The 12634-nt window shown below is 59.6% G+C and carries 12 protein-coding genes; 8 read left to right on the forward strand and 4 right to left on the reverse strand.

Annotated features, from left to right (window positions below; all coding sequences use genetic code 11):
* The first annotated feature begins 126 nt into the window (after positions 1 to 126).
* The 3 genes from FGZ14_RS18405 to FGZ14_RS18415 are packed head-to-tail and all read left to right on the forward strand — an operon-like array spanning position 127 to position 5123.
* The gene (locus FGZ14_RS18405) at positions 127 to 1227 is read left to right on the forward strand and encodes a SusC/RagA family TonB-linked outer membrane protein (RefSeq protein WP_139925641.1); all 1101 of its coding nucleotides are present in this window, start codon (positions 127 to 129) and stop codon (positions 1225 to 1227) included.
* Complete coding sequence (locus tag FGZ14_RS18410; protein WP_139925642.1) at positions 1133 to 3490, forward strand: SusC/RagA family TonB-linked outer membrane protein; 2358 nt, start codon at positions 1133 to 1135, stop codon at positions 3488 to 3490. The genes FGZ14_RS18405 and FGZ14_RS18410 overlap by 95 nt, the downstream gene beginning before the upstream one ends.
* A gap of 22 nt (positions 3491 to 3512) precedes the next feature.
* Positions 3513 to 5123 carry a RagB/SusD family nutrient uptake outer membrane protein gene (locus tag FGZ14_RS18415; RefSeq protein ID WP_139925643.1) on the forward strand — a complete coding sequence of 537 codons (1611 nt, stop codon included), beginning with the start codon at positions 3513 to 3515 and terminating at the stop codon, positions 5121 to 5123.
* A gap of 108 nt (positions 5124 to 5231) precedes the next feature.
* Here FGZ14_RS18415 and FGZ14_RS18420 read toward each other — a convergent pair whose 3' ends face one another.
* From FGZ14_RS18420 to FGZ14_RS18435, 4 genes are all read right to left on the reverse strand, one after another.
* On the reverse strand, positions 5232 to 5732 hold the full coding sequence (locus FGZ14_RS18420) for a hypothetical protein (RefSeq protein ID WP_219601035.1): 501 nt from the start codon (positions 5730 to 5732) through the stop codon (positions 5232 to 5234).
* Between the two features lie 292 nt (positions 5733 to 6024).
* Positions 6025 to 7068 carry an LLM class flavin-dependent oxidoreductase gene (locus FGZ14_RS18425; RefSeq protein WP_139925645.1) on the reverse strand — a complete coding sequence of 348 codons (1044 nt, stop codon included), beginning with the start codon at positions 7066 to 7068 and terminating at the stop codon, positions 6025 to 6027.
* Between the two features lie 87 nt (positions 7069 to 7155).
* Positions 7156 to 8043: an SDR family oxidoreductase gene (locus FGZ14_RS18430; RefSeq protein WP_139925646.1), complete on the reverse strand. Its 888-nt coding sequence runs from the start codon at positions 8041 to 8043 to the stop codon at positions 7156 to 7158.
* 160 nt (positions 8044 to 8203) lie between these two features.
* The gene (locus FGZ14_RS18435; protein ID WP_139925647.1) at positions 8204 to 8443 is read right to left on the reverse strand and encodes a hypothetical protein; all 240 of its coding nucleotides are present in this window, start codon (positions 8441 to 8443) and stop codon (positions 8204 to 8206) included.
* Positions 8444 to 8485: 42 nt separating this feature from the next.
* Between FGZ14_RS18435 and FGZ14_RS18440 the strand changes: the two genes are divergently transcribed.
* The 5 genes from FGZ14_RS18440 to FGZ14_RS21830 are packed head-to-tail and all read left to right on the forward strand — an operon-like array spanning position 8486 to position 12632.
* Entirely contained in the window at positions 8486 to 9250 is a 765-nt protein-coding gene (locus FGZ14_RS18440) for a glycosyltransferase family 2 protein (RefSeq protein ID WP_139925648.1), read from the forward strand.
* Complete coding sequence (locus FGZ14_RS18445) at positions 9247 to 10290, forward strand: glycosyltransferase family 9 protein (RefSeq protein ID WP_139925649.1); 1044 nt, start codon at positions 9247 to 9249, stop codon at positions 10288 to 10290. Before FGZ14_RS18440 ends, FGZ14_RS18445 begins: the two co-directional genes overlap by 4 nt.
* A 16-nt stretch (positions 10291 to 10306) precedes the next feature.
* Positions 10307 to 11632, forward strand: coding sequence for an O-antigen ligase family protein (locus tag FGZ14_RS18450; RefSeq protein ID WP_139925650.1), 1326 nt, complete (start codon positions 10307 to 10309; stop codon positions 11630 to 11632).
* 43 nt (positions 11633 to 11675) lie between these two features.
* The gene (locus FGZ14_RS18455; protein ID WP_139925651.1) at positions 11676 to 12320 is read left to right on the forward strand and encodes a sigma-70 family RNA polymerase sigma factor; all 645 of its coding nucleotides are present in this window, start codon (positions 11676 to 11678) and stop codon (positions 12318 to 12320) included.
* A 24-nt stretch (positions 12321 to 12344) separates the two neighbouring features.
* Positions 12345 to 12632 carry a hypothetical protein gene (locus FGZ14_RS21830; RefSeq protein WP_180754411.1) on the forward strand — a complete coding sequence of 96 codons (288 nt, stop codon included), beginning with the start codon at positions 12345 to 12347 and terminating at the stop codon, positions 12630 to 12632.
* The last annotated feature ends 2 nt before the right edge of the window (positions 12633 to 12634 follow it).

A 12634-nucleotide genomic window follows, 5' to 3' on the forward strand; every position in this document is an offset into this window, starting at 1 on the left:
CGACGTTTTCCAAAACGTCGCCCGCTACTGTTTTCTCTTTAGTTCCCACCACATAGTGAAAATCAGTCATGAAAAACCTCGTCCACATCCCACCCCCTTTTTCGAACCCCGGCCAAAGCACTGATTTTGCAAGGCGTACTGGGCTGCCTGCTGACCAGCATGGCTACCGCCCGGCCCGTTTTCGTGCAAACGGTACTGGACCGCAAAATTACCCTGCAGGTAGAAGGTCAGACCATTAAAGAAGCTCTTAACCGCATTGCCAAGCAGGCCGACGTGCGGTTTGTGTACAGCCAGCAGCTGATTAAATCGGACCGCCGCGTGACCGTGCGCGCTACCGATGAGCCCCTGGCCACGGTACTCGACGAAGTGCTGGCTCCGCTGAAGCTGGAGTATGAAGTAAACAATGGCCGCGTGGTGTTACGGATTCCTGCGAAACCCACCTCCGCAAACGCTTCCAACACAAACGATTTCGTAGTAGCGGACGTCACCATTTCGGGGCGGGTAGTAGATGCCAAAGGAGCGGGGTTGCCGGGCGTAACGGTGGTAGTAAAAGGTACTACCATTGGCGCCAGCACGGGCTCCGACGGCGAGTTTACTTTGCAGGCTCCCGAAAACAGCGTGCTGATATTCAGCTTCGTGGGGTTCACGCGCCGCGAGGTGCCCGTAACCGGTGCTACCACCAATCTGTCGGTGACGCTGGTTGAGGATTCGCAGGCGCTAAGTGAGGTAGTGGTTATCGGCTACGGCACGGCCCGTAAAAGCGACCTGACGGGTGCCGTAGCTTCCGTAAGCGGCACCCAACTCACCCAGGTAGCCACCTCCGACCCCGTGCAGTCGTTGCAAGGCCGCGTGTCGGGCGTGGAAGTAACCTCGAACAGCGGGCAGCCGGGCTCCGGCACGCGCATCCGGGTGCGCGGCGTGGGCACTATCAACAACAGCGCCCCGCTGTACGTGGTGGACGGCATCCAGACCAGCGACATCGGCTTTTTGCTGCCCGCCGATATCGAGTCGACGGAGATTCTGAAGGATGCTTCGGCCACGGCCATCTATGGCTCGCGCGGCGCGAACGGGGTAGTGCTCATCACCACCAAACACGGCAAGGCCGGCGCTACGCAGTTCAACCTGTCGGGCTATACGGGCTTTCAGCAGATTCGGCGCACGCTGCCCCCTTACCACCGCCGCGCAGTACGCCACGCTTGTAACGGAGGCCTTCAACAATGCCAATAAGCCTCTACCCGACTATGCGCCGCAGCTGCAGGAGGCCATTGCTACCAACGCCAAAGGCGTTGACTACCAGGACTTAGTTACGCAGCGGGGCCTGATTACCAACTACAGCTTGTCGGCCTCCGGCGGCACCGAGCAGAACCGCTTCCTGGTAAGTGGCAGCTACTTCCAGCAAGATGGTATCATCAAGAACTCGGGCTTCAAGAAGTACGTGCTGCGGGTGAACGACGACATCGTGCTTACCAAGCGTATTAAGGCGGGTGTGGCAGCCACCTTTACCCACAACGACCAGACCGGCTCTGGCGACGGCCAGGGCGGCTCGCAGCCTTACCTGGTGCTGCAATACGCCCTGCAAACCAACCCGGTGCTCAACCCGTTCGGCCCCAACGGCACCTATAACGAGGACGTTATCACGCGCAATGCCCTGAACGTGCCGCGCTACCTCGACGAGCAGAAATACAATAAGGTTCAGAACAACAACCTGTTCAGCAGCAACTACCTTGATATTTCGCTGTTCAAGAACCTGTCGTTCCGCTCTACGTTTGGCATCAACTACTTCAACAACCACCCCAAACTATACCAGCCGCAGTACTACATCGGGCCGGTAGACCAGCGGGCTCAGAGCGCGCTCATCGAAACGCGCACGGAAAACGTTTCGTGGGTGTGGTCGAACTATGCCAACTACAACAAAACTTTCGCCGACAACAGCTCCTTTTCGGCTACGCTAGGCCAGGAGGCACAGCGCGGCTATGGCAACGGTATTTCCATCACGGCCTACAACGTGCCGGCTGCTACCTCGCTGCAATACGCTTCGGCCTCGCGTAGCACTGGCAACGTAGTGCGCAGCTCCCAGTACGACGGGGGCCTGATATCTTACTTTGGCCGGGCCAACTACAACTTCCGCGACAAATACCTCATCACGGGTACTCTGCGCTTCGACCAGACCTCGAAGTTCCTCGGGCCAGTGCGCACGGGCACGTTCCCGTCGGTGGGGGCCGCCTGGAATATCTCCAACGAAAACTTCCTGAAGAGCGCCAGCTACCTGTCGGTGCTGAAGCTGCGGGCCAGCTACGGCCAGGTGGGCAACCAGAACGCGGCCCCCAACTATGGCTATGCCTCGGTGGCGGCCAACAACCAAACCTACTCCTTCAACGGCGTGGCGGCTCCGGGCCTAGCCATCAGCCAGATCAACAACCCGGACCTGAAGTGGGAAACGGCCGTCACTACCGACGTGGGTATTGATGCCGAGCTGTTTAACAGCAAACTGAGCTTGACGGCCGACTACTACGAGCGGCGCACCCGCGACATGATTGCCCTGCTTCCGGTGCCCGATTACGTAGGTCAAGCACCCGCCAGCGCCAACGTGGGCGCTCTGCGCAACCGTGGCCTAGAGTTGGCCCTTAACTACCGCAACGCGGTGGGCAAGCTCCAGTACAACGTAGGCCTCAACTTCACCAAAATCAACAACGAAGTAACCAGCCTGGGCGGCGGCAACCCCATCTCCAGCGGCAACGTGCTGACGCAGATCGGTAACACCACCCGCACCGGCGTGGGCCGCGAAATAGCCTACTTCTACGGTTTGAAGGCCGATGGCGTGTTTCACAATCAGGGCGAGATTGACGCGTATAAAAACGCTGCCGGAGCCCTGGTGCAACCGGGCGCGCGGCCCGGCGACGTACGGTACCAGGACACCAACGGCGACGGCACAATTACGGCGGCCGACAATACCTACCTCGGCAGCGCTACCCCCGATTTCAGCTACGGCGCCTCTGTTAACCTGAACTACTCGGGCTTTGACTTCAAGATTCTGCTGTACGGGGTGCAGGGGGCCGAAGCCCTGAACGGCGCGGCCTTCAACCTGAACAAGTCGGCTGACTTTGTGGGCGTGTGGAGCAACTTCTACGCCAGCCGCATGGACCGCTGGACGCCCAGCAACCCCAACAGCAACCAGCCCCGCGTCACCTCCGACGATACCAACGGCAACGACCGCCTCAGCAGCCGCTACGTGGAAGACGCCAGCTACCTGCGCGCCCGCAACATGGAGCTGGGCTATACGCTGCCCCAGGCTTTCCTGAGCAAGATTCAGGTGAAGGGTGCCCGGGTGTTTGCTTCGGTTGATAACGTGTTTACCATCACCAAGTACACCGGCTACGACCCCGAAATTTCAACGGCGGCCTTCTACAACAACCCCCTGGCCTACGGCGTCGACTACGGCAACTATCCGCAGGCGCGCACCTATCGCCTGGGCTTCAATGTGCAGTTCTAATTAGCTTTTCCTACCCCCGCATATGAAATTCACCCGCGTTGCTTTGCTCGGCCTGCTCCTGACTACGGTCCTGGCTCCGGGCTGCCAGAGCTTTCTGGATAAGGAACCCCTGGGTACTACCACTCAGGATAATCTTTTCAAAGATCCCACCAACGCCGTACAAGCCATCAATGCCGTGTACGATGTGGCTGCCTGGGACCAGGGCCCCAAATGGGGCGACCCCAGTGGCGAATACGTGCCCCAGACCTACGAATGGATGTTTGGGGACTTAATGACCGATGATTCTGAAAAGGGTGGCAGCTCACCCAGCGACTTCCTTCCCCTGATTGAGCTCAAATCCTGGAATATTCCGCCCTCTAACGGGCCCGTCACCACGCTGTGGGTGCACAGCTTTACGGGTATTGCCCGCGCCAACACAGTCATCAACAACGTTGATGCGGGTACTATTGATGCAGCCCTAAAGGCACGTTTGAAGGGTGAAGCGCTCTTCCTGCGGGCGTATTTCTATTTCAACCTGGTGAAGGGCTTCGGGGGTGTGCCGCTGTTTGAGAAAACGCCTACCCCTACGGAAGCGCCCAACGTAACCCGCGCCACCATCGCCCAGACGTATGCATTCATTGAGAAGGATTTGAAGGAAGCCGCCACGCTGCTGCCGGAGAAAAGCGCCTACCCCGCCGCCGACCTGGGCCGCGCGACCAAAGGGGCGGCCATCGGCTACCTGGCCCGCGCCATTATGTACCAGCTGGGCACCGTAAATGGCAACAACCACACCTGGCAGGAGGTGTACGACCTGACGAGCACCATCATCAACTCAGGCCAGTACAGCCTGTTGGCCAACTACGCGGCCATTCACCAGGATATCGGCGAGAACAGCAGTGAGTCGTTGTTTGAAATTCAGTTCGGCTCCTCTAACGACACGTATGGTCCTATCTCGATAGGTACCACCAACAACATCTTCCAGAACAACCGCCGCACGTTTGGCTACGGTTTCAATAACCCCACCCAGAACTTGGTGGACGAGTTTGAGTCTAACGACCCGCGCCTCGAAGTCACGGTTATCAAGAACAACGACATCGTGCTGGGCGTCCTCAACCCCGTAGACCTCACGCAAAACGCTACGGGCTATTTTAACCGCAAGGCGGCCATTCTCGCCCCCAATGCTCCGGAATCGGGACCCCAGAACATTCGGAAGCTGCGCTATGCCGACATTCTGCTGATGAAGGCCGAAGCCGCTGCTCAACTCAACCGGTCGGCCGAAGCCGTGACTTTGGTTAATCAGGTACGGCAGCGGGCGCGCATGTCTACCCGGCCGCCCGGCACCCGGTTGGGTACCCTCTCCTACGATCCGGCCAACACCCCGGCCGGCACCCTGCCCGACCTGTCTCCTGGCCTTTCGGGGCAGGCGCTGCTGAATGCCATCTGGCACGAGCGTCGCGTGGAGTTTGGCGAGGAGTCGCTGCGCCTGTGGGACCTGATTCGGACGGGCCGCTACATGGCCACCCTGCTGCCCGATGTGCGCGGGCGGGCCATGTCGCACCTAGCTATGGAGTCTTCCGTAAACCCCTTCCCGCTGCTGCCCATCTCTCTGAACGACGCCCAAAGCTGGAAACTCCCCCAGAACCCCGGGTATTAAATTGCTTCTGTGCGGGCCCTGCGGTGGGTTTACTCATCGGATGGTGGTAGCACAGGTTAACGAAAAGGGTCGTTCCTGCGCAGGAACGACCCTTTTCGTTAACCTGTGTTAGTCGTGGCTACTAGCTATAATACCTGTGTACTCGTCGGAGTTGGTGTATATAGTGTTGCCGAATAGCTTCCAGTTGTGCAGTACGACTATCTGGTAGTGCAGCTGCTTTTCATCGGCGTTTACTGCTCCCGCTATTGGCTTCCATTCATGGCCTGCCAGCAGCCCGGAAACGGTAGCATACAGGCCGTATGCCTGGAAGGTAGAGTCCGTCCATTTGCCTTCTATGATAAGATTGAGCTTGTTATTCACGTTCATCGGAATAACCGCATGCGTACTCCAATTACCCAGCCCCTTGCGTGTAGGGTCAGGCGTGGCCAGGTTTTGAGCCTTCCCTGAAGCCTCGTCGCGGCCGCTTCTGAAAGCACTAAGGCTTAGCAGAAACAACAGGGCCAGGCCTACTCCTATTTCTCGTCGCAAGAGCTTGAAGACTCTTACCCACGCATACACAACCAGAACAAACAATAGAACATTCAGGGCGGTCCAGGCTAATGCTAACATATTGGTAAATAGTAAGTGAAACGCGCGGTAAGATGGGAAGAAGTAAGCCCTTCTCTCTATAGTTTTACATGAATAGCAATGAATTCTATTTCACAGGGTAGGGCAAGTCGCTCTAACTTCGTCGCACACGGTGCTGAATATGCTTGCAGAAAACCCTACCCCCTCCGGCACGGTTAATCCTGATAAATAGCGGAAACTAGTGCTCTGCAGTCTAATTGTATCAGAGTACCGGAAACAACAACGCCACCCCCGAAAATCAGAGGTGGCGGTTTGCATTAGAATTTGGTAGTACTTACACCGCCTGTGGTGCCAGGGCCCGCTGCACGGCCGGGGACACCACCTGCCCGAATAGCTCGGTGGAACGGAGCACTGCCTCGTGAGGCATGCCTTCTAGCATGAGCTGGCCAATGAAGCGGGTATTCTGGAACAGGCCGTGCAGGCGCACGAGCTTATCGGCTACCTGCTGGGGCGTGCCCACAAACAGCGGACCTTCCGGGCCGCAGAGGTAGTCGAACTGCTGACGCGACATCGGGCGCCAGCCCCGCTCCCGGCCAATGCGGTTCATGACCAGGGAGTAGGCCGGGAAAAACTCATCGGCCGCCTGTTTCGAGGTGTCGGCTATATGGAAATGACAGTTCAGGCAAAGCGGGAGGGTAGCGGGGTCGTGGCCGGCCTGTTGGGCCGAGCGACGGTAGAGGTCGGCGAAGGGTACGTACTGGTCCGGGGCGCCGCCCAGGATGGCAATGGTAAGCCCCAGGCCCAGGGAGCCGGCCCGCGCCGCGGAGGCCGGCGTGCCGCCCACGCCAATCCAAACAGGAATCCGGGGTTGTAAGGGACGCGGATATACGCCTTTGCCCGTAATGGCCGCCCGGTGCCGGCCCTGCCAGGTTACCACTTCCTGCTCATTGAGCTGCAGCAGCAGCCCCAGCTTCTCGGCGAACAGGGCATCGTAGTCATTCAGATCCTGCCCAAACAGCGGAAACGACTCAATAAACGACCCGCGGCCGGCAATAATTTCGGCCCGACCGTTGGAAATCAAATCGAGGGTAGCAAAATTCTGGAAGGTGCGCACCGGGTCGGTGGAGCTGAGCACCGTAACGGCGCTGGTGAGCCGTACCCGCTGGGTTACGGCCGCAATAGCCGCCAGCACCACTTCCGGCGCCGATACCACGTAGTCGGCGCGATGGTGTTCCCCGATGGATACCACATCGAGGCCGGCCTCATCGGCGCGGCGCCCCAGGGCTACCAGCTCCTGCAGGCGTCGGGCGGCTGCGGTGTCGCCGCCAGCTACGTGGGCGGGGGCTATTTCCCCGAAAGAGCTTATGCCGAGTTCCATAGGAAAGAGAAATCAGGTAGGTACATAGATTTATCAGCGTAAAGCCGCTACCCCGGGAAATGTTTTGCCTTGCGCCTGTATTCTGCTTTATGCCCCCGGAGCTTCAGCCAGAAACGTGGTACCAGTAAGCTCTTCGCTGCACTGCCAGAGCCGGCGGGCATTTTCGAGTGTATTGAAGCCCGATTTCACGGCTTCGGGCCGTTTCTTTACAAAATATCCGCCACTGATGTCGGCCACTTCCGGAGCCGTAGCCAAGTAAATGCTGGTCTGAGCGCCTTCCTCCGCCGACGTCATGAACGGAGCAGCCGCTTTGTAGAAGGCCCGCGTGAGCCACGTTGAGCCGCTCCCGAAACTGCTGGCCACCACGCCCGGGTGCAGGCTGTTGGTAGTCACGTTGCGGATGCCTTGCTGCCGCAGCCGTCGGGCCAGCTCCTGCGTGAACATAATGTTGTAGAGCTTGGAGTTGGCGTAGGCCCGCATGGGCGAATACTTGCCGGCTACTTCCAGCGTTTCAAAATCGGGCTTGGCAAACATGTAGGCCATAGAGGCCACGTTCACGATGCGGGCCGCCGGGCTCTGCCGCAGCTTCTCCAGCAGCAGGCTGGTGAGCAGAAACGGGCCCAGGTGGTTGGTCGCCAGCGTCAGCTCATGGCCTCCGTTCGATTCTTGCCTTTTATCTCCCAGCACCAGCCCGGCATTGTTCACCAGCACGTCGAGGTGACCGTAGCGCTGGCTGAACTCCTCGGCCGCCCGCCGCACCTGGGCCAGGTCCGACAGGTCGCAGAGCAGCACATCCACGCGGCGGCCGGGCCAGGCCAGCTGCTGAATTTCGTGGCGGGTGCGTGCGGCTTTGTCGGCGTTGCGGGCCAGCAGCACAACGTGGTAGCCCTGCTGGGCCAGGGCCCGGGCCGTAACGGTGCCGATGCCGGCCGTGGCCCCCGTTACCAGGGCCAGAAGAGACCGAGAAGTTGTCATGGGAAAGAAGAATGGTTGGCTGCCTATACGCAGGCCTCAGTGCGGAGTTAGAGCCAGTTACGCAATATCCGCTCCGCATTGGCGCACCCGCGGTGGGTAGGAGAGAGGTGCTTCGGCACCGTTTACTGTTCGGAGAAGACACACCGATTCCTGTGCCGCGCTAGCGCGTTACTTCCAGCCGAAGCGTTGCCGTGGCCCCGGTTGCAATGGTTAGCACGCGCAGAAAGTAGGTGCCGGCTGGCAGGTGCGTAACCGACAAGGCAAGTTGGGAGGCCAGGCAGGGGTAGGAACCCAGCATCGCTCCGGCCGCATTCCGCACCGGAATCATACGCTGATCAGCTGAGCCAGAATCCAGGGCGGGAGCCGATGAAAACGAATACACCAGGCCTGCTGCAGGCAAGCGCGGGCTACCCGCGCAAAACCCCCGATATTTGCCCGCGCTATGCCCCAGGTTCCGCTGTCCGTCGTCATCATCACCTTCAACGAAGAAGCCAACATTGCCCGCTGCCTCGAAGCCGCTCGTCCCATCGCCGATGAGCTGCTGGTAGTGGATAGCTTCTCTACGGATGGCACCGTGGAAATTTGCCAAAAGCTGGGCGCGCGGGTAATTCAGCATGCCTTTGCCGGCTACGTGGAGCAGAAAAACTACGCTACCCAACAGGCCCGTCACGACTACGTACTCCAACTCGATGCCGATGAAGTGCTGACTGAAGAGCTGCGCCAGAGCATTCAGGCGGCCCGGCAGAACTGGCAGGGGGCCGGCTACACCCTGGCCCGCCTCACCAACTACTGCGGCTCCTGGGTGCGCCACGGCGGCTGGTATCCCGACCGCAAGCTGCGCCTCTACGACCGGCGCCTGGGTCGGTGGGAAGGCCTGCTCCTGCACGAGCGGTACGAGCTGCAGCCTCATCAGCCGGCACCCCTGCCCCTGGCCGGCGACGCCCTACACTATTCTTACGATTCCGTGGAGCAGCACGTCAGTCAGCTCAACCGCTTCACCAGCATTGCCGCCCATGAGCTCTGGCTGCGGGGTAAGCGCCGCGTTTCCGTGTTTCATCTGCTCCTGAAGCCCTGGTGGAAATTCACGCACGGCTACTTTTTCCGGTTGGGTTTTCTCGATGGATTCGCGGGCCTGAGCATTGCCGTTATTTCGGCCTGGGGCGTGTTTTTGAAGTTCGCCAAGCTCAAAACCAAAGCCGCCGCATGAAAACCTTCCTGATTAGCCGCACCGATGCCATCGGCGACGTGGTGCTGACCTTGCCGGTGGCGGGCCGGTTGAAGCAGCTGTACCCCGGCTGCCGGGTAGTGCTTATTGGGCGCACCTACACTCAGGCTGTAGCCGAAGCCTGTCCGTGGGTTGATGCGTTTCTCAATATTGATGAGTTCCAGCAGCTGACTCCCGCCGGACAGGTAGCCGCCCTGCAGGCCCAGCAGGCCGATGTTATCCTGCACGTATTCCCGAACAAGCTGCTGGCCCGGGCCGCCCGTCAGGCCGGCATTCCGGTCCGCATTGGCACCCGCAACCGGTGGTTTCACTGGCTTACCTGCAACCGCCTGGTAGCCCTGAGCCGGAAAAACTCCCCGCTGCACGAGGCGCAATTGAATCTGCAGCTGCTCCAGCCGCTTACTCAAACCGCCGAGGTGCTACCCCTCACAACGGTGGCAACTCTCGTGCAGCTGGTCCCGGCGGTAGCGCTGCAGCCAGCCCTGCGCGAGCTGCTGGCGGCCCGTTCTCCCGCGCAGTGTAACGTTATTCTGCACCCGCGCAGCCGGGGCAGCGCCCGGGAGTGGGGTTTGGCTCACTTCGGTACGTTGGCTCGCCTGCTCCACCAGGCCGGGCACCGCGTGTTTATCACGGGCACGGCGGCGGAAGGGGAGGCGCTGCGCGACTGGCTGCGGGAGCACCAGCCCTTCATCGCCGCCGACCTTACTGGTACGCTCGCCCTCCCGGAGTTCATTGCCTTCATTGGGGCAGCCGATGGGCTGGTGGCCGGTAGCACGGGGCCCCTGCACCTGGCAGCGGCCCTGGGTCGTCAGGCTCTGGGCCTGTATCCGCCCATCCGGCCCATGCACCCGGGCCGCTGGGCTCCGCTGGGGCCCCACGCCGATTATCTGGTGTTCAACCGCCCCGATTGTGAGGATTGCCGCGCTCAGCCTGCGGCCTGCAGCTGCATCAAAGCCTTGGAGCCCGTGCAGGCATTAGCCCGTATTCAGCACTGGCAAGCCTTGTCGTCTGCTGCTTTCTAAGCTACTTGCCGGCCGAATGACCGTACCAACCACTTCTGCTACTACCCCCACGCCGGTATGGAAGGCTTGGTGGCGCACCGGCCGCCTGTCGCAATACCTGCTGCTGCTGGCCTGTGTGGCGGGGGTAGCCGGGTTACTCACGTCCCGGGCACTGGTAGCCCTCAGCCCGGTGGCAGGGGTGCTGGCCGCGCTAACCGCGCCGCAGCTGCGCCAGCAGCTGCCCCGCTACCTGCGCCTCCGGACCGTGTGGGCGCCGGCCGCGCTCTATGGGCTGCTGCTGCTCAGTAGTCTCTACACCCAGGAGTGGGCTACCTGGCGCCACGAAATGTATCGGCTGCTTCCTTGGCTGGGAGTTCCGCTGGCGTTTGGCCTGGCCGTGCCCCTAAGCAGCCGGCAGCGGTTTGGCGTGGGGTTGCTATTTGTGGGCGGGGTAGCCCTTGTTGGGGCGGCCACCACAGTTCAGTATTTTCTGGACCCGGCCGCCGCCAACCTGGCATTTGGGTTGGGCCAGAGCATGCCTTCCATTACCCGCATCTTCCACATCCATTTCGGGCTGATGCTGGCCTTGGCTACCTTCTTCGGCCTGTCGTTACGCCGCGAGGCGGTAGCTACGGCTGTGGTCCGCGTTGGCCTGCTGGTCGCCGTTGCCCTTTGTGTGCTTACGTTGCACGTGCTGGCGTATCGTACCGGGCTCATGGTCCTGTACGGCATGCTGCTGATAGATGCGCTGCTAGTACTGGTAGTGCAGGGCCGGCTTTGGCTGGGTATTGCGCTGGTGCTGGCCCTGGTCTTGGCTCCCTGGGCGGCCTACAACACGCTGGAGTCCGTTCGGCAGCGGGTCAGAGCCACTACCTACGATATCGAGCAGTTCCAGCTCAACCGCGACATCAACGAGTATTCCTTATCGCGCCGGCTGGCTGCCTGGCAAACGGCTTTGGTGGTAGCGCGGCAGCACCCGGTAGCCGGCGTAGGGCCCGCCGATGCCTACCAGGCTATGATGCAACAGTACGATTGGCAGAATTACGGCCTGCGGCCCGAAAACCGCGTAATGATTCATAATCAATACCTCCACCAGCTGGTGGGAGGCGGCTTAGTGGGCCTGAGTCTATGGCTTCTGGTGTTATTCGGGCCTTTGGTGCAACCTGCCCAGCGTCGAAACCCGTACGTGTATCGGTTCCTGCTGCTGCAGGCACTGGCCATGATGGTCGATTCGCTGCTGGAATTGCAGACCAGCTTTAACCTGTTCGTGTTTCTGTACGGGTTTCTGGTAGTAGCAACCGAGCGGCGAGCAGCCGGTAAAACCTTCCTTCCCGCGGATGGTATAAGTTCTACACTTGTCTAACGGCGGTATTTTTCCAATATTCAGCCGAATTTTTTTTGTGTCCATGAGCGACTCCCCCGAACGAGTACCAAAACTGAGCAAAGAGGAAAAAGACCGGCGTTTTCAGGCCGAACTGATGCCTGTGCTCGATTCTCTGTACAACTTCGCCTTCCGTCTCACCCTCGATGAAGATGATGCAAATGACCTCGTACAGGAAACTTATCTGAAAGCATATCGCTTCTTTGAGTACTTCGAGCCGGGAACGAACGCCAAAGCGTGGCTGTTTCGCATCCTGAAAAATTCGTTCATCAACGACTTTCGCAAGAAAAGTAAGCAACCCGCCAAGGTTGACTACAGCGAAATCGAAGGGTACTACAACTCGGAAGATGTGGAGGCCGAAGGCGACGCCGGCAGCACCTCAACCGACATGCGGCAGCAAGCCGTGCGCGACCTCATCGGCGACGAAGTAGCCAGCGCACTCAACTCGCTGCCCGTGGATTTCCGTACCGTCATTATCCTCTGCGACCTGGAAGGGTTCACCTATGAGGAAATGGCTAAGGTGCTGGACATCCCCATCGGAACGGTGCGCTCTCGGTTGCACCGGGCTCGTAACTTTCTGAAGGACAAGCTTGAACGCTATGCCAAATCTATGGGTTATGGCTCTGAAGGCGAAGGCGACGACGAATTGACAAACGACGACAACGAATAAACTCCTCAAGGATAGGACCCCGTTATGGAAACGACCTCTACTAAGCAAACCAACCAGAACTCGGCGGCCGCCAACGGCCCCGACTGTGAACGCGTGAATACAATTCTTGACCAAATCATCGTAGGGCAGGACCCCACGGCTGAGGATGAGGACTACTTTGTCCATCATGCCCAAGATTGCTCTCCGTGCTTCGATAGCATCGAGAAGCAGCACATATTCATCGACTTTCTGGCGCAACACGTAGGACGTAAAGGGGCACCTTCTTCGTTGTCGAACTCAATTCTTGCGCGAGTTAAAGCGGAAATGGCCTAATT

It is taken from the genome of Hymenobacter sp. DG01, assembly GCF_006352025.1.
In the GTDB taxonomy this organism is placed as follows: Bacteria; Bacteroidota; Bacteroidia; order Cytophagales; family Hymenobacteraceae; genus Hymenobacter.